This window comes from Breoghania sp. L-A4 (genome assembly GCF_003432385.1).
GTDB lineage: Bacteria > Pseudomonadota > Alphaproteobacteria > Rhizobiales > Stappiaceae > Breoghania.
The window spans coordinates 2,067,773-2,087,437 of sequence record NZ_CP031841.1 but is presented as its reverse complement, the minus strand read 5'-3'; the positions used below and the strand labels follow the sequence as shown (position 1 = coordinate 2,087,437).

Sequence of the window (19,665 nt, the reverse complement as noted above, 5' to 3'; positions counted from 1 at the left end):
CAACGCGCGGGCGTCACCCGCGCATGGCTTCGACATCACGGACGTGCGCGCCGCGCGGCGGAGCCGTTCGGGACCAAGTCTTCCAATAGGGGTTCGCCGTTCCACCGATCGGCGTGAGCTCCGACGTCAGTATCGCATGATAATTGGCGGCGTTGCCGGTTCCGAACGCGGTGTCATCAACCGGATAGATCATCCGCCGTATTTCGGTGAGAAGCGCGTGCTGGTCGAAAACCAGAATTGCCTCCGGTCTGCCGTCCGGTCCGTCGATGTAGTCGATCAGAACGGCCGCATGGCTGGTCAAGTTGCCCGGCGCGCCGACACCCACCCCTCCATCGTACAGATGACTGTCGCCGCCTTCACGATCGAGAAAGGTCGCGATGGGCGTGCCGATTGGCAGGCGGCAGGACAGCACGTTCGCACCCCGTTGCCATTGGCGCACACTGCGGTGATCGCCGACAGCCGCCTTGACGAGCGCAACACACTGACGGTTCGCCATTTCCGGCTCCACGGCGCTCAGGCGCGCGCGCAGGACACGCTCGTCGGACCCAACGGTGAGCGTTTCAAGCCGCGGATCCAGCGGCGCAATATGTCCCATCTAGTTGGATCTCCGTTTCATACCAGCAACAAAAACACCGAACCGGCGCAATATTTTACGTACCCTGTCCGGGCAGCGCCACCACACTTTGTCGCTCCACCGGGCGGATCGGACCGCCTCCCGAACCACGATCTCGATCGGCGCAAGCGCCACGCCGTTCAGATGCGGATTCGCGGCCATATAGCCTTTGCCGTCAAAGAAGGCGGCGGGATCTCTTTCCTCCATCGCGCCAAACGACAGGTAATGGCGAAGGGGATCAATCCCGGCTCGGGCGACATCGGGGTTCTGATCGAGATACCAGTCCCGTTGAAACAGACCCGATGCTTCAATCGTCTTCAGCAACATTTCCCCGGACCCGCCTTCGCGTCCACGTTTCTCCCGGCCGATGAGATGTGACGTCAGCGTCTTGAAGCTTCGCGCCATGTCGCTCAGCGTGGCGGACTGATTTTCCAATGCGGCGGCATAGGACGGTTCTGTGTTTTGCGCCGGCGGGGCGTCCCAGATCTCGTCAACCTCGCGCGCGATACGGTTGAGTTCTCTCGCCAGCGCCTCAGCCGCTCCCGTGACGGGCGCCGCCGCCGCGGCTTCGCGGTACAACGCCTCGAGCGTGCCGACGACGCGGCTCATCGCGTGGTCCTCGCGCACGCGCTTCGTGACCTCGGCAACGTCTTGCGGATCGTATGCCTCGAGTTGCCCGGCCAGCCACGCCTCGTTCACCTGATCGGCGCCAGAGAAATAGCGCGGGCTGAAGTTGGTATCCGCCCAGGGCTGCAGCGTTTCAGATGTCACCATGCTGCCGGCAAGGCTCGGAACGATCGGGATCGTGGCGCATCCGCAGGCCATCGCCTCGAGCGCGCTGCGTCCGATGGCGAAGGCGATATCGTAATCGGGAAGAAAAAGTTCGGGATTGTGCCGGACGTTGCCATAGGCATAGCCGACCTTGTCGAGCGTGATGCCATTCTGGGCGCAGGCGTGATCCAGTGCCTCTATTTCGTCAACGGAGAAACCGGACTGCCCGAACAACACGGCGCGGGACGGCGCCCCCGCGCCGGGCTGCCTCACACGCGAAAAGCGGTCTGTGTCCACGAAGTTGGGAACAACCCGCACCTGACCGGCCGGCAGATCGAATTTCGTGGCGATATGCGTCGCCAGCTTCCGCGAAACCGCGGCATAGGTGCGCATCTGCGGGTGGCGCGGCGGGTGTTCCACCCACGGGCGCTGGCCATGACACACATACACGCATGGAACCTGATCGAAACGGGCCAAGGCGGCCAGAGCCGGCAACTGATGATGGGCGTGGATCACATCCGGCCGCAAGGGAATGTCGGCGGTGTCATCGTACGCCTTGATGCCGTTCGACAGCAGCACGTTGTTCAAGACCCCGATACGCGGGCAGTACACGGCCACCTCGTGCCCGCGCGCCTTCAGCGCCAAGGCCAGTTCCAAGGTGACCAGCTCTGTTCCAGCGTAGTGGTGCAGCTTTCGCTGTGTCAGCAGGATCTTCATCGCGGATCCCGCTGAGCATCGGATCCGGCCGAAGACCCCCGGCGTGAATCAGCAAACGCGGACGCCAGGATGCAGATCCTGAACGCCGCTTGAAAACTCTCATATTTCTCGGAGAAAGCGCCAGCATCGATCAGAGGACCGCCTCCTCTTCAGGCGGCCGAACTCTCACGAAAAGAGACGCGGTCGGGATCGCGCACGAGTCCTGAACGCCCGAAACACTCCGCAAGGCATGCAGCACAGCGCTCATGTCTTCGTTCGACAATCGGACACAGCCGAACGTGGGCCTGAGCGACCCGTCTTCGCGGCACTGACCTGAATGGATGTAGATCCCGTTGCGGCCATTCTCCTTTGCCGTCAAGGCGGGCCCGGAGACCGGATCAATCGTCAGCGCCGCTTCCGGGCCGTAGGACCGGGCGGGATAGTCTGTCTCATCGCCCGTCTTCACAATGCTTGAGACCGCATACTCGCCGTTCGGGGTGTCACCCCACTCCAGGAGCGGATCGCGGATGCGATTGCCCTCGCTGGCGGCTTTGGCGTTGTCCGCCTTGCCGTAAGCGATGAACGGACCAGCCAACAGCGCGCCCGTGTCTTCGATGAGCGCAAGCGTTCCGTAATGCCTACGGTCGCTGGGCAAAATTATTTCGATCGTAACCTGCGTCATACCCAAGCGCGATTTGCCGATATCCTTAAGACTTACAATGTTGAGATAACAGACTTTGCATCGCAATTGGAGCTGTTTTCCTGGCCAACACCGGCAAAATTTTTGGCGGAACGCTCCTTACAGGCATGAACTCAGAGGCTGAATGCGCTCCCCGGACGGACGGGGCGCGGGGCGCGATTGCCGGCGCATTCCCGCTGCAGGGCCTCGCCATGCTGGCCCGGAATTGCAGTCATAGGAGAGCCAAGCCGTCTCGAAGAGACAATTGCACGCGGCGGAGCCCCTACCAGGGTTTCGGGCGGGGCTGGGTGCGGGGGATGCCGTCGTCGGGAAGCGGTTCGTCGGCGAGCGGATCGTTCTCGATCACCGGCGCGCTGACGGGCGGACCATCGTAATTGTCCGGCGGCGGCACGTTGGAGTACTGCTTGCAGTCCGTCAGCCACACGTCATAGACCGCGTGCTCGATGGCGTGCAGGCCGGGGCTGGAGGCGAACATCCATCCGGTGAAGATGCGCCGCACCTCGTTGTTGAGCGTGATCTCGTCGGCCTCGACAAACGCGGTGGTCTGCGGCGGCTCGGTGGGCGGGCGGGAGTAGCAGACCCGCGGCACCACCTGCAACGCGCCGAACTGCACGGTTTCGCCGATGTAGACATCGAACGAGATGATCCGGCCGGTGATCTTGTCGAGGCCGGCGAAGACCGCGACGGGATTTTCGATCTTCTCCGCGCGCACGGACCCGGGCAGCGCAGCCACGCCGATCAATCCCGCAATCACTGCCAGCCGGCGGCGCATACTCTTGACCATCATCACTCGTTCTCGCGGCGCGTCACGCGCCCTAGTCAGCAAACAGGCCTGATTCGTGAGACCTTGAACAGCCTTGGCTTTTGGCTCGTCAATCGCGCCAAGATGTGGCGGCGCGGTGTCATTCTCAAAAAAACACCGCGCCGTGGTCATGGCGCATCATCGGAGACCGGCGATCAGGCGGCGTCGCCCAGACGGCGCAGGGCCGCCTCAACCTTCTCGCGCCGGGCGACGAACTCGTCGCGCTTTTCCTTCTCGCCGGCGACCACCTCTTCGGGCGCCTTCTCGACGAACTTCGGATTGGCCAGCTTCTTGTCGATGCGCTCGATATCGGCGTCGATCTTGCCGATTTCCTTGGTCAGCCGCGCCTTCTCGCCATCGAGATCGACGACGCCCGCAAGCGGCAGGCAGACGGTGGCTTCGCCGACGACGATCTGCGCGGAGCCCTTGGGCGCCGCGTCCGCCATCTCGATGCTCTCGACCCGCGCCAACTGGCGCAGGGCGGGGCCTTGCGTCTCAAGCCGGCCCATCGTTACGGCGGAGGCGCCGACGATGACCAGCGGCACCCTGGCGCCGGCGGGCACGTTGGATTCCGAGCGCACCGAGCGGATCTGGGTGATCATGTCGATCAGCCAGTTGATCTCGCCCGCCGCATCCTCGTCGCTCGCCTCGAGCTCCGGCCAGGCGGTGAGCGCCAGCGGCGCGTTGCGCGGGGCGCCCGTCTCGCCGATGCGCTGCCACAGCTCCTCGGTGATGAACGGCATGAAGGGATGCAGCACCTTCAGGATCTCGTCGACCGCCCAGGCGGCGGTGGCGCGGGTTTCCGCCTTCAGCGCCGCGTCGTCGCCGTTGAGCGCGGGCTTGGCCAGCTCGATGTACCAATCGCAGAAGGTGTTCCAGACGAAACGGTAGACGGCGCCGGCGGCGTCGTTGAAGCGGTAGCCGTCGAGTGCCGCGCCCACATCGGAGACGCAGCGCGCGGTCTCGGTGACGATCCAGCGGTTGAGCGTCTGGGTGACGGAGGCGGGATCGAAACCCTCAATCCGCGCGCATTCGTTCATCTCCAGAAAGCGCGTGGCGTTCCACAGCTTGGTGGCGAAGTTGCGGTAGCCCTCGACGCGGGAGGTGGCAAGGCGGATGTCGCGGCCCTGCGCCGCCATGGCGGCCAGCGTGAAGCGCAGCGCGTCGGCGCCGTATTCGTCGATCAGCGACAGCGGATCGATGACGTTGCCCTTGGACTTCGACATCTTGGCGCCGTTCTCGTCACGGACCAGCGCATGGATATAGATGTCGGCGAAAGGCTCGGTGCCCATGAACTTGTTGCCGAACATCATCATCCGGGCGACCCAGAAGAAGATGATGTCGAAGCCGGTGATTAGCACCGAGGTGGGATAATAGCGCTCGAGCTCCGCCGTCTCGTCCGGCCAGCCCATGGTCGAGAACGGCCACAGGGCGGAGGAGAACCAGGTGTCGAGCACGTCGGGATCGCGCGTGAGCGTCACGGCCTCGCCATAGTGGGCGGCGGCCTCGGCTGCCGCCTCTTCCTCGGTGTAGCCGACGAAATGCTTGCCGTCGGGACCGAACCACGCCGGGATCTGATGGCCCCACCAGAGCTGGCGCGAGATGCACCAGGGCTCGATGTTCTCCATCCACTCGAAGTAGGTCTTCTCCCAGTTCTTGGGCACGAAGTTGGTGCGGCCCTCGCGCACCGACGCGATGGCCGGCTGGGCCAGCGTCTTGGCGTCGGCGAACCACTGGTCGGTCAGCATCGGCTCGATGACCACATGGGAGCGGTCGCCGAAGGGCTGCATGATCTTCTTGTTCTCGACGAAGGGAACCGTGGCGCCCTCCTCGTCCGTCGTGGTGACGGCCAGGCCCTCGGCGGTGATCGCGGCAATGATCTTTTCGCGCGCGTCGAAGCGGTCCAGCCCCGGTACTCATCGGGCACCAGGTTGATGGCGTCGACCTCGGCCTCGCCGGGCAGCGCGCCGCTTTCGACGATGACGCGCGCCATGGCCGCGCAGTCGGCATAGGCCGGTCCGTCGGACCGCATGGCGGCTTGCTCGTTCATCAGCCGGTAGAGCGGGATGCCGTTGCGCCTGGCGACCTGGTAATCGTTGAAGTCGTGCGCGCCGGTGATCTTCACCGCGCCCGAGCCGAACGTGGGGTCAGGATACTCGTCGGTGATGATCGGAATGCGGCGGCGGTGTTCCTTCGGCCCCACCGGGATCTCGCACAGCTTGCCGACGATCGGCGCGTAGCGCTCGTCCGACGGGTGCACGGCGACCGCGCCGTCGCCCAGCATCGTCTCGGGCCGGGTGGTGGCGATCGAGATATAGTCGCGCGTCTCGCGGAGGATGACGGCGCCGTCCTCGTCCTTCTCGACGTATTCGTAGGTCTCGCCGCCGGCCAGCGGGTACTTGAAGTGCCACATGTGGCCGTCGACCTCGGTGTTCTCCACCTCGAGGTCGGAAATAGCGGTCTCGAACTTCGGATCCCAGTTGACCAGCCGCTTGCCGCGATAGATCAGGCCTTCGCGATACAGCTCGACAAACACCTTGAGCACGGCCTTCGACAGGCCCTCGTCCATGGTGAAGCGCTCGCGCGACCAGTCGCAGGACGCACCAAGCCGCTTGAGCTGGTTGATGATCGTGCCGCCGGATTCCTCTTTCCACGCCCAGACCTTCTCCACGAAGGCCTCGCGGCCGATGTCGCGGCGCCCGGGCTCGCCGCGATCGGCCATCTGGCGCTCGACGACCATCTGGGTGGCGATGCCGGCGTGATCCATGCCCGGCTGCCACAGGACGTCCTTGCCCAGCATGCGGGCGCGGCGGATCAGGATGTCCTGCAGCGTGTTGTTGAGCGCGTGGCCCATGTGCAGGGAGCCCGTGACGTTGGGCGGCGGAATGACGATGGAATAGGCGTCCGCGCCCGGCTTGGCGCCGGCGCCGGCGGCAAATGCGCCCGCCTCTTCCCAAGCCTGGTAAATCCTCGGCTCGATCGCCGCCGCGTCATAGGTCTTGTCCAGCATGGAACCCGTCTCGAAATTTCGTGGTGTCTGCGTGTAATGCCAAATGGGGGCATCAATCAACCGGACACAAACGAAAACGCCGCCCAAAGGGGCGGCGTTCGCGAATTTGTGCCGTCTGAGGAGATGACGCGGTCAGCGGCCGCGCGAGACGCGTTCGATTTCCTGCCGCACCATGCGCTCGACCACCGTCGGCAGGTTGGCCTCCAGCCAGGCCTTGAGCATCGGCCGCAGCATCTCACGCACCAGGTCGTCCAGCGTCTTGCCGTTGTTGGACAGAACCGTGTGGTTCAGGCTGCTGAAAGCCGACGAAACGGCGCCGCCCGTCAGGGCCGAGAGCAAAGCTTCCTGGTCCGCGATGGGCTCGATGTGGTCGGGGATCGGCTTGTATTCCGACGCGTCCATCACCGGCTCGTGCCGCGGTGCGGCCTTGCGCGCTGCCGCCTTCGCGGCCTCGGCGGCTTCCGCTTCGGCCGCGGCCTTGGCGAAGGCGGCATCCGCCTCGCTTTCGTCCTCGGATGCGCCCTCGAAGGCGATGTCGCCATCGCCCGACGCCATCGCGGCTTCCATGTCGACCATGTCGACGTCATCCGGATCGACCGCGAAGTCCTCCGTCAGCTCAAGAATGGAGTCATCGTCCCCGGCGGCTTCCTCGGCCGCCTCGAAGGGATCTTCCTCGACAGGTTCCGGATCCGGCTCAGCTTCAGCGACATCAAAGCCGCCACCATCTTCATCGAACAGCTTGTCCAGGTCGTCCTGAGACATCCCGGCTTCCGGATCGAGTTCAGCTGCCATTTCCACTGCTTCCGGTTCCGGGGTCGCATCCGCATCAGACGTTGGGCCGGCGGCTTCCGCCGCCTCTGGCGCATCTTCGTCGGAGATTATTCGGCGAATAGATGCCAGGATCTCCTCCATGGAAGGTTCCTGGGCCTGTCCAGCCTTCGCCATGACATCCCCCAAAACAAGTAACTACCACCGCATACCCGAACCGCCGCAATGGCTCTTGCAGCGATTCGCATCCTGGTAACTATAACCCTTCCTTAACCTGTTCGGAAATTCCGGCTTTTCCCAATGGGGGTTATCCCCGTTCAACGACCATCGGGGGTGCGCAGGCCGAACCACTTGTCGCGCACCTTGCCGGCGTGCTCGACCGGGTCGTAGCGGGCAACGTGAAGCTGCAAATGCTCGGACGTGAGGCGCCCGATGGCGGAAACCAGCGCAAACGCCGCCACGAGGCTGTCGCGCTGGGCGGTGACGAGGGTGACCTGGGCGGTGATCAATTCACGCTGGGAATCGAGCACGTCGAGCGTCGTGCGCTGACCGACACGCTGCTCCTCGACAACGCCGCTGAGGGCCAATTGCGAGGCCTCGACCTGCGACCGCGCGGCGACAATGGACGCCTCGGCCGCCTGGAACTGCCCCCAGGTGGCCACGACGGCGGCCCGCACCTGGTCGCGGGCGACGTCCACGAGAATGCGCGCATTGCCCAGTTGCTCCTTGGCCTGGCGTACCCGCGAGGACACGGCGCCGCCCTGGTAGATGGGCACGGACACCCGGCCGAAGACCGAAGCGCTGCTGGCGTCGTTGATCGCGCCGGTGCTGGACGGGTTCCACTGGTGCGCCAGGTTGCCTTCCAGCGAGACGGTCGGAAGCAGCTCGCCTTCGATCGACTTCACGTTGAAGGCCGCGGCGTCGGTGTTGAACTGCGCGGCGAGAATGGCCGGATGGTTGGCAGTGCCGCTGGCGATGGCGCTTTCCATCGACCTGGGCACCAGGCGGCGGATGTCGGTATTGGGCACCAGCGAGTTGGCGTCAACGCCGATCACCTGGCGGAACACCGCGCGGCTGGCGTTGAGGTTGGCGAGCGCCAGGTTGAGCGACGATTGGGCGGCCGCGAGCCGGGCGTCGGCCTGCGCGGTGTCGGTTCGGGTCCCCTCGCCAACCTGGAAACGGTCGCGCGCCGCGCGCACCTGCTCATCGAGGAACTTGATGTCGGAGCGGCGCAGCGAGACGATCGCGGTGTCGCGGATCACGTCCATGTAGGCCTGAGCCGCGTCGAACATGACCGTCTGCTCGGTCGAGCGCAGGCTCTCGCGCTGCGCGCTGACCGCGGCCTCCGCCTGACGGGTGCCGTTGACCGTGCGAAAGCCGCGGAACAGCGGCTGGTCGATCTGCACGCCGACGGTGGCGGTGTTCTGGTGGGTGCTCGACCCCGGCCGGGGATAGGTGGACGTATGCCCCGCGCTGAGACTGCCGAAGACCTGCGGGCGCCAGCCGGACAGGGCCTGCGCGACGCCTTCGTCCACGCCGCGCAACTCGGCACGCGCCGCGTTCAGGGTCGGATTGTTGGAATAGGCCGCCGCCAACGCATTGTTCAGCGTCTGCGCATCCGCGCCGGCAACCGAGCACACAAGCCCCAACAACGCCGCCGCACTTGCGGCCGATTTACGAATACTCACTGCGCGATGCCTCATACTAAGCGCCTCTCGCGACAGCCGTTGCGGCCGCCGCTCCTGCATCCGGGGCGCTGGTTCGGCGGCAACGCGCCACCGTCCGATCGCCAACAGCCCCGACTCCCGCATTCTGCGCCGCCACGCGCACCGGAGAGCATCCTTATCGCCGGAGAACCGGCGTGTTCGCGACAAAACCGCCCGTCCACGACAGCCCGGCCCGCCACACGGCACTTCATTCCATTCAAAGGCGAACAGACCGCCTCCGGCTGGACCCACCCAGCCCGGACACCCCGCCGATCGATCCAGGTTTCACACAGGGGGCTGTGGAAAGATCGAGACTGTCACACAATGCAACGCGGCTGGCGCCGCCCCCATGGGGAACAAGGCCAACCGTCGCGCATCGCCGCCAAAAACGAAACCGCCATAAACGCAGCCGACAGAACGACTTAAACCAGCTCACGCCAGCAGCCGCCCATGCCTGACCCGCTTGCCATTGATAGTAGGACCGATGGCGCCGCTTTTTAACCGCCCGAGGGAGCAAGTGTTAAAAAAACCCTAATTGAGGCTTCAGGGCAACAGGCTGGCGCGGCGGATTCACGCAGGGTCAATCCGGCGAAAGGGCTTCGCCGGGCGCATTCAAGTGATTGAAGTTGCTTCAGGACTCTAGAACACGAAGGCGCGGGGACGCTCAAATCCGGGCAACGGATGCACCGCCGCGTTGAAGGCGGCGCGGGCACCCACGGCATCGCCGCTGCGGGTCATCAGCAAGGCTTCCGCGGCGTTGCCCTGACCCGCACGCACACCAGGCGTCCGCCCTCCTTGAGCTGGGCGGTGAGCGCGTCGGGAAGCTCCTCGATGGCGCCGTCAACAACGATCACATCATAGGGGCCCTCGTCGGGCAGACCGGCGCCGGGGTCACCGGTCACCACCGCGGCGTTGTCGATGCCCTCGTCGACCAGAATCTCGCCGGCCGCGGCCGCGAGTTCCGCGTCCGCCTCAAGCCCCACGACGGAGCCGGCGATTCGCGCCAGAACGGCGACCGAATACCCCGTGGCGCACCCGACCACCAGCACCAGATCGTCAGGCTCGATCTCGGCAAGCTGGACCAGCCGGGCGAAGACATGCGGCTTCATGAGATAGCGGGCGGGGCTGCCGTCGCCGGCATCGCGGATCGCGACGTCGTCGTCGATATAGGCGACCGGACGGCGCGTCTTGGGGAGGAACAACTCGCGCGGCACGGCGCCCATCGCGTCGAGGATCCGCAGATCCGTCACATCGTTCGTGCGCAACTGGTTATCCACCATCCGCTGGCGGGCTACCGCGAAATCGCCCATCACACCCTCGTCCTGTCCGATTGCCTTGGCTCACGGTTCATTAGCCCCCCAACACCCCCTGACAAGGGCCACCGCCGGACAGGCCCGCGCATTTGGCCGCCGACGCGTCATAGCCACGCGCGGAAACGACATTTTTCGCGACGCGGATCAAAGCTGTGCAAATTGTGGCGCCTCCCCATTGTGATGCCGCCGGACCTCTGCTAATCAACCCTCTCGCCAATCATGTTCACGGCTCCGTGAACGGAATCAGGTGCTTGAGGCCTCGTGGCGGAGTGGTGACGCAACGGATTGCAAATCCGTGTACCCCGGTTCGATTCCGGGCGAGGCCTCCAAATTTCCCCTTCCGTAATAGATGCGATCCGACGCCGCGCCGGCGGCGGGCGGCTTCATGCGCCGCGCCTGTCCGCGACCACAGCCGGCCGCGCCAGGCGCCGCCTCCACGCGCGCCCCGCCTGCTTGGGGACGCGCCGCCGGAAGAGCACGAGCGCGCCGCCATATTGTGCGTTGCAACATAGCGTCACGGCGGAGGAGCGCTGCCTTCCCGATGATAGAGAATGCCTATCGAGCGATTTGAGATACCTATCAAACCCTTGATATAAAACAATTTCTTCTTACATGGTGAGGTGTGGCGCCTGCGGGTGCCGCGGGATGCCGGAGCCCTGCGTTTCATGCATATCTGCGTTGCAACATTTTCAGGGACCGGGATATTGCGCTGCTCGAGAATTGCGTTATATCTCTGGTATACCAGATGCCAGACACCGATTGCCACCGAGTGGTGGCGCTCTGGCACTCACGAAATTCAGCCAGCCACGGCGCCGAGACGGCCCGCGGACTGCAAACAGGAAGGACAAGCCAATGACCAGCATGACCTTTGAGAACACCTACACGAAATACTCCTTCGCGCCGCTCGTTGCGCTCGCCCTGGTTCTCGGCCGCTTCGTCAAGAGCGCCCTGACCGAGACGAACGGCAACAGCGCGGACAACATTCGCGGCGTCTCCGCCTGATAGCGACCGCGCCCCCTCCTCCCGGGGCGCACCCGCAGCTTCCCTCCAGACTGCGACCGCTATCACGGATACTCCGCACCTTCGCTGGAGCGCTTTTCAAGACTTCAAATCCTCCCATTGAAGGAAAAGCGCTCCAGTCTTTCTCTCTGCCCGAGCATGATCTCCAAGCATGTTCGGGTTTCTTCCAAGACCGGGTCTTCTCCCTCCGACAGCCGGGTCTTGTACCTCCCAAAAACTGAAGGCGGATGATCGCAACGACGATCATCCGCCTTTTTTGTTTGTTCGGACCGGTTCACGCGCGGAGTCGCACGCGCGCGCTTTCAGTTCCGGGCATCTTCGGGAAGGACGGGGTCAGTTCAGCGGGCCTGGTCGAGAAGCCGCTTGCATTCGAGCAGTTCAAACAGCGTCGCCTGCAGCCGGCGGATATCGTCCTTGGCAAGCTGCTGGCCGGGCTCATGCTGCTCGCTGTCGCGCCGGCCCTCGCCGCCACGCAACCGCTCCATGAAACGGAACGAGGACCGCGCCGCCGCCGGCTCGCCAACCTCATCGTCGGCAAGCACGTCGCGCGGCATCCGCTCGGCCTCGTCGCCGTTGACCGGCGGGCCCGACGCGCGCTCCTGGACAATGCCGCGCACCCCGCGCGCCGGCGGGCCCTCTGCGTCCGCCGGCTCCGGGCGACGCGCCCGCGGCGCGGCGTCCCGGGTCCCTGTATCCTGCCGCCGGCTGAGCATCGCCGGGATTTCGGGCACCTGATCCGCGGCGGGAGCCGTTTCAGGCGCCGCGGCCTCGTCATACGCCTCTTCCTCGTCCCCGCCGGACGGCTCGCCGTAACCCTCGTCATCCGCTTCATCGGACGATCCTGAGGGTGCGCGGGATGGTTTGGACGCCAGCGACGGCTCGACGCGCGCGGTCTTCGCGCCGCTGGGTGCGGCAGCGTCGTCAGCCTCCCCCTCGTCGCCTTCGCGCCAGATGTCCATGACGTAGCGCACGCCCTGTTCCTTCAGGATGCGCTGCACGCCCTTGATGGTATAGCCTTCGCCGTAGAGGAGATGACGGATGCCGCACAGCAGCTCAACGTCTTCCGGGCGGTAATACCGCCGCCCGCCGCCGCGTTTCATCGGCTTGATCTGGGAAAACCGTGTTTCCCAAAAGCGCAACACGTGCTGCGGCAGATCAAGTTCCGTCGCGACCTCACTGATCGTCCGAAAAGCGTCGGGACTCTTATCCACTGGGCTTCTTCACGCTCAGAAATCGGAGTGTCCGGCTCACTCGGCGCCGGAACCGTTCGCAAGCAGTTCCTGATTGATCTTCTGCTTCAGGACATTGCTTGGCTTGAATACCATGACGCGGCGGGGCGAAATCGGAACCTCCTCGCCGGTCTTCGGATTGCGGCCGATCCGCTCACCCTTGGAGCGGACGACGAATGAACCGAACGACGACAGCTTCACCGCCTCGCCGGCCACCAGACAATCGGAAATCTCCGACAGGACCTGTTCGACCAGATCCGCCGATTCCGTGCGCGAGAGGCCGACCTTCTGGTAGACCGCTTCGCAAAGGTCGGCTCGTGTAACGGTTTTGCCGCTCATGGCCCCTCCTTGGGCGAAATCGTCGACAGTGCTGAATTTAAAGACGAACTTCGAACGCCAACGCTCTACGGTATGCGCTCCGCCGCATTGGGTCAACCACCGCCATACGCAATAATGCCGCTGGGGCGCAAGCATGGCCGATATTGGCCGCCGCGCGCCCGCGCACGATCGCACGGGGACTGGCGCCGCCCCGGCTGAACGTGGCCGCGCGCTACCAGCGCAGCAGCACCGAACCCCAGGTAAAGCCGCCGCCCATCGCCTCGAGCATCAGCAGGTCGCCGCGCTTGACGCGGCCGTCGCGCACCGCGGTGTCGAGCGCCAGCGGGATCGAGGCGGCCGAGGTGTTGCCATGCAGGTCCACCGTGATCACGACCTTTTCGGGCGCGATGCCGAGCTTGCGGGCCGAGGCATCGATGATCCGGCGGTTGGCCTGATGCGGCACGAACCAGTCGAGATCCTCCGCGCAGGTATCGCTGGCCTCGAACGCGTCCATGATCACGTCGGTGACCATGCCGACCGCATGCTTGAAGACTTCCTTGCCCTTCATGCGCAGATGGCCGGTCGTCTGGGTCGAGGACGGCCCGCCATCAACGTAGAGCTTGTCCTTGTGGTTGCCGTCCGAGCGCAGGTGGCACGTGAGGATGCCATGGTCGGTCGACATGTCGCCCGGCACGTCCTGAAGCTCCAGCACCACGGCGCCGGCGCCGTCGCCGAACAGCACGCAGGTGGTGCGGTCTTCCCAGTCGAGAATGCGCGAAAAGGTCTCCGCGCCGATGACCAGCGCGCGGGTGCCCTGTCCGGCCTTCAGCAAGGCGTCGGCCGTGGTCAGCGCGAAGACGAAGCCCGAGCAGACCGCTTGCACGTCGAAGGCCGCGCCGTGGGTGATGCCAAGCGCGGCCTGGATGGTGACCGCGGTCGCGGGAAACGTGTTGTCCGGGGTCGAGGTCGCCAGCACGATGAGATCGATCGACTGGGCGTCGACGCCCGCATGGTCGAGCGCGGCGCGCGCCGCCTTCAGGCCGAGATGGGAGGTGAACTCTCCCTCGGCCGCGATATGGCGCTCGCGAATGCCGGTACGCTGGACGATCCATTCGTCCGACGTGTCGACCCGGGTCGCCAGGTCATCGTTGGTAACGGTATTTTCCGGAAGATAGCTGCCGCAGCCCAGTACAACGGATCGACGTACACTCACTTCTCACCTGCCTGTTGATCGATCCGTTCCTGAAACCCGCCGCTTTGGTAATGCACCAGGTCATCCGCGATCTTGTGTATGAGTTCACTGCGCGCCATGTCGTAGGCCAGCTCCACCGCATTGGCGAAGCCTTCCGCGTCTGTGCCGCCATGGCTCTTGATGACAATGCCGTTGAGACCGAGGAAGACGCCGCCGTTGGCCTTGCTGGGGTCCATCTTCTCGCGCAGGCGGTCAAATGCGCTCTTGGCGAAGAGATAGCCGATGCGCGCCATCAAGGTGCGGCTCATGGCCGAGCGCAAATAGGCGCCGATCTGCTTGGCCGTGCCCTCGGCGGTCTTCAGCGCGATGTTGCCCGAAAACCCTTCCGTGACCACCACGTCGACGGTGCCCTTGCCCAGATCGTTGCCCTCGACAAAGCCCGCGTAGGACAGCGAGGGAAGATCCGCCTCGCGCAACAGCCGCCCAGCGGTGCGCACCTCTTCCAGCCCTTGACCTCCTCAACACCGATGTTGAGCAGCCCGACCGTCGGCTTTGCGATGCCGAACAGCGCGCGCGCCATGGCGCCACCGAGAATCGAGAAGTCGATAAGCTGCTGCGCGTCCGCGCCGATCGTCGCGCCCACGTCGAGGACGATCGATTCACCGCGCAAGGTGGGCCAGATCGCCGCGATCGCCGGGCGTTCAATGCCCGCCATGGTGCGCAGGCAGAATCGCGCCATCGCCATCAGCGCGCCGGTGTTGCCGGCGGAAACGGCGACATCAGCCTCACCGATCTTCACGGCCTCGATGCAGCGCCACATGCTGGAGTTGCGGCGGCCCTGCTTGAGCGCCTGGCTCGGCTTGTCGTCCATGCGCACGGCGATGTCGCAGTGATGCAGCGTCGAGGCCTCGGCAAGCCTGGGATGCTGCGCCAGGATCGGCGCGACAATCTCCTGCTTGCCGTAAATTTCAAAGCGGATGTCCGGCCGGCGCTCCAGCGCGATGGCCGCGCCCGGAATCACGACTTCCGGCCCATCGTCGCCGCCCATCGCATCAATCGAAATTCTAATCGGTTTTGCCATAGGGCGTTTCGCCGGGCTCCATTTGTCTCGGATCGGCCACGCAAGCGGGCGCCGCGCAGCAATTCGAAGGCCGTCGGACCATACTCAATTCCCCCCGACTGACAACCTAGTTTGTCGCGCGTGTGACAGATGACATGGTGTCAACCGTCATCATCCGCGTTCTTTTTGGCAAGCGCATGCGCCGCCAGGGCCGCGAAGGGAGAGCGCTTTGCCGGCGGCGCATCGGAGGCGTCCTCAGCGGCGTCACCCACCGCCGCGCCGCCCTCGCGGGCCGCGACCGCCGTTTCGAAATCGACGCCGGGCTTGCGCGGATAGTCGTCGATGGCCAGCGCCAGCTGTTCGGCGCTCAGCCCGCCGATATCCAGCGAGGTGCCCGTGAAGCCTTCGGGAGGATCGCGGCTTTCCATGTCGACGATGATCTCGCCCTCCTCCTCCTGGCGCGCGGCCAGCCGCTCGGCCTCCGCCTGCGGCAGGAAGGTCATGTCGACGGTCTCGTGAATGGCCTGGACGACCGGCTCCAACGTGACCACGCAGGTCTGCACGACCTCGGCGTCGATGGGGCCCAGAACGCGGTAGCCGTTCTTGCGCCACGGACGGATTTCATAGGCGACCTTGAAGGAGAGCACGTCGACGAGGCCGTAGGCGTCACGCAGCGCCGCGCGTTCTTCCTCGCTCGCGGCGCGCTCGAAACGGGTGCCGCCAGGCGGGATCGCATCGAGCATCTGCCGCCAGCGCAAGGGGGGCGAAATCAGGGTCATGGGCTACTCCACTCGCTCCGGAGACGCGTTGGCGCCGGTTGTGCCGCCGGATCGCGGGCCAAACGGCGCCGGGTCGATCCACGTCAGCGTTCCGGCGACGATCGCGGCCGGGTCCTGGGCCGCCAGCGCGCCGGAGGCCGCCCGCGTGTAGTCGGCCAGGCTCCGGCTTTCGGTTTGCGCCCCATCCGGGGCGTTCATGAAGACGTTGCGGTCCAGCGCCAGCGCCAGCGCGGCATCGTCTCCGGCGTCAAGCGCGCTCGCGTAGGCGTCGGCGCAGCCGTAGAAGACCTCCGCCATGCGGGTGATCTTCTTCTTCATGCCCTCGTCCGATGCGCCGAGCTCGCGCAGGCTCCGGTCCATGTCGAGAAAGAACGTGTCGAAGACCTTCTGGCCGAAATCGCGCGCGGCCGCGCCCTCGCCCGAGAACCGGTGAAACAGCAAGACCGCGTGCAGCACCATCATGTCGAAGCGGCCCTCCAGCGTGTCGGGCACGCCCAGGCGCGCATAGAAATGCGGCTGCCGCGCCTGTGCCACGATCGCGACGTAAACCGCCGTTACAGCCGGGTCATTGCGGCCGCGACGAAAAAAATTGAAGATCATGCGGCTGAACCTGATACGCGAACCATACTTGCCAAGTGGCCTAACGCAGGATACGGACTTTGCCAAGATCGAACAGAGGGACAGGGCCACTATGCGGGTGACGACAATCAACACCGACCATGGCATCGACGGCCAGAGCAAGGCTCCGCGCAGCCGGACGAGACGGGCCGCGCGCATCGTCGCGCTCAGTCTGGTGCTTGGTGTCGCTCTCGGCGGCTGCCTGACGAAGACGATGAACCGCGGCCACGTCATCCCGCCGGACACGCTGACCCAGATTCAGGTCGGCTCGTCGCGCGAGCAGGTGCAACTGGTGCTGGGCACGCCCTCGACCACATCGACGATCGGCGGCGAGGCCTATTACTACATCTCCCAGCGCGAAGAGCAGACCGCGTTTCTCGCGCCCGACATCGTCGAGCAGCGCGTGGTGGCGATCTATTTCGATGACGAGGGCCGCGTCGCCAATCTGGGCGATTACGGCCTGAAGGACGGCAAGGTGTTCGACTTCATCTCGCGCAAGACCCGCACCGGCGGTTCGGATTACGGCTTCCTGAGCCAGATCCTGAAGGGCGCGGCCAACCCGTCCCTGGGACTGTAGCGGCACACGCTGTCACACAACACAAAGGCCCCGCGCGGTGCGATCCGCGCGGGGCTTTTTCATGTCCGCCAACGCGTGATCAGTGCGCCAGCACCGCGAGCAGCAGAAGCGCCACGATGTTGGTGATCTTGATCATCGGATTGACCGCGGGGCCCGCCGTATCCTTGTAGGGATCGCCGACGGTGTCGCCGGTCACCGACGCCTTGTGCGCCTCGGAGCCCTTTTCGTGCTTGACGCCATCCTTGTCGATGAAGCCGTCCTCGAACGACTTCTTGGCGTTGTCCCAGGCACCGCCGCCCGCCGTCATCGAGATGGCGACGAAGAGACCCGTCACGATCACGCCGAGCAGCATCGCGCCGACCGCGGCGAAGGCATCCGCGGGGGTCGCGACCAGCCTGACGACAAGGAAGACGAAGATGGGCGAGAGAACCGGCAGCAGCGAGGGAACGATCATTTCCTTGATCGCCGCCTTGGTCAGCATGTCCACCGCGCGGCCGTAGTCCGGCTTCTCGGTGCCCAGCATGATGCCCGGCTTTTCCTTGAACTGCCGGCGGACCTCCTCCACGACAGCACCCGCAGCGCGGCCGACGGCTGTCATCGAGATGCCGCCGAACAGGTACGGCAGCAGCCCGCCGAACAGCAGTCCGGCCACGACGTAGGGGTTGGAGAGGTTGAACAGTGCGTCGACGTTGATGCCCTCGAAGATCGAGCCCGGCGTGGCATTCGCCGCGAAGAACCGCAGGTCCTCGGTATAGGCCGCGAACAGCACCAGCGCGCCGAGACCGGCCGAGCCGATAGCATAGCCCTTGGTGACCGCCTTGGTGGTGTTGCCCACGGCGTCGAGCGCGTCCGTCGTGGCGCGGACTTCCGCCGGAAGATCGGCCATCTCCGCGATGCCGCCGGCATTGTCGGTGACCGGACCGAAGGCATCGAGCGCCACGACCATGCCGGCGAGCGCCAGCATCGTGGTCACCGCGATGGCAATGCCGAACAGGCCCGCCAGCGTATGCGTGACGATGATGCCCGCGATGATGATGATCGCCGGCAGCGCCGTCGCCTCGAGGGAAATCGCCAGACCCTGGATGACGTTGGTGCCGTGTCCGGTGACCGACGCCTGGGCGATCGAGCGCACCGGACGGTATTCGGTCCCGGTGTAATACTCGGTCACCCAGATGATGAGGCCGGTGATGATCAGACCGCTCAGGCCGCACAGGAACAGGTCCTGACCGGTGAAGCTGGTCCCCGTCGACGTGGTGTACCGGGTGTCGAAGCCGAGCCAGAACCAGACGATCAGGAACAAGGCGACGGCGGAGAGGACCGCCGTGGCGATGAAGCCCTTGTACAAGGCCCCCATGATCGAGTTGTTGGCGCCGAGCTTGACGAAGAACGTGCCGGCAATCGAGGTGAGGACGCAGACGCCGCCGATCACGAGCGGGAACAGCATGAACTGCTCCGCGGTCGCGCCGACGAAGAAGATCGACGCCAGAACCATGGTGGCGACGACGGTCACCACGTAGGTCTCGAACAGGTCCGCCGCCATGCCGGCGCAATCGCCGACGTTGTCGCCCACGTTGTCGGCGATGGTGGCCGGGTTGCGCGGATCGTCTTCCGGGATCCCCGCCTCAACCTTGCCGACCAGATCGCCGCCGACGTCCGCGCCCTTGGTGAAGATGCCGCCGCCCAGACGCGCGAAGATCGAGATCAGGGAGGCGCCGAAGCCGAGCGACACCAGCGCGTCGATGACCGGCCGCGACGCGGTCTCCATGCCCATGGGACCCGTCAGAACCCAGTAGTAGACAGTGACGCCAAGCAGCGCCAGACCGGCAACTAGCAAGCCGGTGATCGCGCCCGATTTGAAGGCGATCTCCAGCCCGGCGCCGAGTGATTTCGAGGCCGCCTGCGCGGTCCGCACGTTGGCGCGCACCGAAACGTGCATGCCGATGAAACCGGCCAGGCCCGACAGCACCGCGCCGATCAGGAAGCCGATCGCCGCCGTGGCCGACAGCAGCCACCAGCCAATGACGAAGACAACGGCGCCGACGAGAGCGATGGTGGTGTATTGCCGCGACAGATAGGCTTGCGCGCCTTCCTGGATGGCGGCCGCAATTTCCTGCATGCGCGCGTTGCCGGCATCCGCCGCCATGACGGAACGGGTCGCCCATGCCCCGTAAGCCAGAGACAAAAGTCCGCAAAGAATTACCAAATAGAGCACGTTCATGGCTCCTCCCCTTCAAGATACGCCCGGGACTCTTGCGGTCCTGTGTGGGCGGCTGGATCGGCCCGGTCCGGCGATGTCGCCTGAACCTCGATGCGGCCGATCGATACTGGAATGCCGGAACAGCCTGTCCGCCTTCAGCGGGACGCAAGCCACACCAACCCGCCACCACGGGTCTGCCGCCGCCCCTTGCGGGGAACCGGCGGCGGACCCGCAGCGTCACGCTGACGGTATCGAGAGTCTGGCCAAGGTCAAGATGCCGCAGCCATTAAACCGCT

At 65.1% G+C, this 19,665-nt stretch carries 13 protein-coding genes, 1 tRNA gene and 4 pseudogenes; 3 read left to right on the top strand and 15 right to left on the bottom strand.

The window, feature by feature from the left end; translation table 11 throughout:
* Nucleotides 1–13 precede the first annotated feature (13 nt).
* From D1F64_RS09675 to D1F64_RS09640, 8 genes and pseudogenes are all read right to left on the bottom strand, one after another.
* On the bottom strand, nt 14–595 hold the full coding sequence (locus D1F64_RS09675) for a hypothetical protein (protein ID WP_117412273.1): 582 nt from the start codon (nt 593–595) through the stop codon (nt 14–16).
* A complete protein-coding gene (locus D1F64_RS09670) occupies nt 596–2,101 on the bottom strand; it encodes a glycosyltransferase family 4 protein (RefSeq protein ID WP_117412272.1) in 1,506 nt (501 codons plus the stop codon).
* Between the two features lie 130 nt (nt 2,102–2,231).
* A complete protein-coding gene (locus D1F64_RS09665; RefSeq protein WP_117412271.1) occupies nt 2,232–2,762 on the bottom strand; it encodes a L,D-transpeptidase in 531 nt (176 codons plus the stop codon).
* Between the two features lie 280 nt (nt 2,763–3,042).
* Nucleotides 3,043–3,567 carry a DUF2155 domain-containing protein gene (locus tag D1F64_RS09660; RefSeq protein ID WP_205470715.1) on the bottom strand — a complete coding sequence of 175 codons (525 nt, stop codon included), beginning with the start codon at nt 3,565–3,567 and terminating at the stop codon, nt 3,043–3,045.
* 170 nt (nt 3,568–3,737) lie between these two features.
* Nucleotides 3,738–6,592: pseudogene (locus D1F64_RS24490) on the bottom strand (valine--tRNA ligase).
* Between the two features lie 132 nt (nt 6,593–6,724).
* Nucleotides 6,725–7,384, bottom strand: a complete 660-nt coding sequence (locus tag D1F64_RS09650; RefSeq protein ID WP_248304761.1) for a DUF2497 domain-containing protein — start codon at nt 7,382–7,384, stop codon at nt 6,725–6,727.
* A 293-nt stretch (nt 7,385–7,677) separates the two neighbouring features.
* Entirely contained in the window at nt 7,678–9,048 is a 1,371-nt protein-coding gene (locus D1F64_RS09645; protein WP_248304700.1) for a TolC family outer membrane protein, read from the bottom strand.
* 657 nt (nt 9,049–9,705) lie between these two features.
* Nucleotides 9,706–10,379: pseudogene (locus D1F64_RS09640) on the bottom strand (protein-L-isoaspartate O-methyltransferase).
* Nucleotides 10,380–10,634: 255 nt separating this feature from the next.
* Between D1F64_RS09640 and D1F64_RS09635 the strand changes: the two are divergent.
* Nucleotides 10,635–10,708, top strand: a tRNA-Cys gene (locus tag D1F64_RS09635).
* 523 nt (nt 10,709–11,231) lie between these two features.
* Nucleotides 11,232–11,381 (top strand): hypothetical protein, encoded by a 150-nt coding sequence (locus D1F64_RS23265; protein WP_162901449.1) that lies wholly within the window; start codon nt 11,232–11,234, stop codon nt 11,379–11,381.
* 983 nt (nt 11,382–12,364) lie between these two features.
* On the opposite strand, the pseudogene D1F64_RS09630 reads toward D1F64_RS23265, so the two are convergent.
* From D1F64_RS09630 to D1F64_RS09605, 6 genes and pseudogenes are all read right to left on the bottom strand, one after another.
* Nucleotides 12,365–12,610 (bottom strand): annotated as a pseudogene (locus tag D1F64_RS09630) (MerR family transcriptional regulator); the annotation flags it as partial.
* A 36-nt stretch (nt 12,611–12,646) separates the two neighbouring features.
* The gene (locus tag D1F64_RS09625) at nt 12,647–12,967 is read right to left on the bottom strand and encodes an integration host factor subunit alpha (RefSeq protein WP_117412268.1); all 321 of its coding nucleotides are present in this window, start codon (nt 12,965–12,967) and stop codon (nt 12,647–12,649) included.
* A 211-nt stretch (nt 12,968–13,178) separates the two neighbouring features.
* Nucleotides 13,179–14,159, bottom strand: coding sequence for a beta-ketoacyl-ACP synthase III (locus D1F64_RS09620; RefSeq protein ID WP_117412267.1), 981 nt, complete (start codon nt 14,157–14,159; stop codon nt 13,179–13,181).
* A pseudogene (gene plsX / locus D1F64_RS09615) lies at nt 14,156–15,219 on the bottom strand (phosphate acyltransferase PlsX). Before plsX ends, D1F64_RS09620 begins: the two are co-directional and overlap by 4 nt.
* Before the next feature lie 140 nt (nt 15,220–15,359).
* The gene (locus D1F64_RS09610; RefSeq protein WP_117412266.1) at nt 15,360–15,977 is read right to left on the bottom strand and encodes a DUF177 domain-containing protein; all 618 of its coding nucleotides are present in this window, start codon (nt 15,975–15,977) and stop codon (nt 15,360–15,362) included.
* Nucleotides 15,978–15,980: 3 nt separating this feature from the next.
* Nucleotides 15,981–16,577: a ubiquinol-cytochrome C chaperone family protein gene (locus tag D1F64_RS09605; protein ID WP_117412265.1), complete on the bottom strand. Its 597-nt coding sequence runs from the start codon at nt 16,575–16,577 to the stop codon at nt 15,981–15,983.
* A 91-nt stretch (nt 16,578–16,668) separates the two neighbouring features.
* On the opposite strand from D1F64_RS09605, the gene D1F64_RS09600 reads away from it, so the two are divergent.
* Complete coding sequence (locus D1F64_RS09600) at nt 16,669–17,172, top strand: outer membrane protein assembly factor BamE (protein WP_117412264.1); 504 nt, start codon at nt 16,669–16,671, stop codon at nt 17,170–17,172.
* 79 nt (nt 17,173–17,251) lie between these two features.
* Here the strand turns inward: D1F64_RS09600 and D1F64_RS09595 are convergent, their stop codons facing one another.
* Nucleotides 17,252–19,390 carry a sodium-translocating pyrophosphatase gene (locus D1F64_RS09595; RefSeq protein ID WP_117412263.1) on the bottom strand — a complete coding sequence of 713 codons (2,139 nt, stop codon included), beginning with the start codon at nt 19,388–19,390 and terminating at the stop codon, nt 17,252–17,254.
* Nucleotides 19,391–19,665 lie beyond the last annotated feature (275 nt).

Bases quoted from the DNA above. Each gene is read 5' to 3' on its own strand.
- D1F64_RS09675 (WP_117412273.1), bottom strand. From the start codon at position 595: ATGGGACATATTGCGCCGCTGGATCCGCGGCTTGAAACGCTCACCGTT.
- D1F64_RS09670 (WP_117412272.1), bottom strand. From the start codon at position 2,101: ATGAAGATCCTGCTGACACAGCGAAAGCTGCACCACTACGCTGGAACA.
- D1F64_RS09665 (WP_117412271.1), bottom strand. From the start codon at position 2,762: ATGACGCAGGTTACGATCGAAATAATTTTGCCCAGCGACCGTAGGCAT.
- D1F64_RS09660 (WP_205470715.1), bottom strand. From the start codon at position 3,567: ATGATGGTCAAGAGTATGCGCCGCCGGCTGGCAGTGATTGCGGGATTG.
- D1F64_RS09650 (WP_248304761.1), bottom strand. From the start codon at position 7,384: ATGGCAGCTGAACTCGATCCGGAAGCCGGGATGTCTCAGGACGACCTG.
- D1F64_RS23265 (WP_162901449.1), top strand. From the start codon at position 11,232: ATGACCAGCATGACCTTTGAGAACACCTACACGAAATACTCCTTCGCG.
- D1F64_RS09625 (WP_117412268.1), bottom strand. From the start codon at position 12,967: ATGAGCGGCAAAACCGTTACACGAGCCGACCTTTGCGAAGCGGTCTAC.
- D1F64_RS09610 (WP_117412266.1), bottom strand. From the start codon at position 15,977: ATGACCCTGATTTCGCCCCCCTTGCGCTGGCGGCAGATGCTCGATGCG.
- D1F64_RS09605 (WP_117412265.1), bottom strand. From the start codon at position 16,577: ATGATCTTCAATTTTTTTCGTCGCGGCCGCAATGACCCGGCTGTAACG.
- D1F64_RS09600 (WP_117412264.1), top strand. From the start codon at position 16,669: ATGCGGGTGACGACAATCAACACCGACCATGGCATCGACGGCCAGAGC.
- D1F64_RS09595 (WP_117412263.1), bottom strand. From the start codon at position 19,390: ATGAACGTGCTCTATTTGGTAATTCTTTGCGGACTTTTGTCTCTGGCT.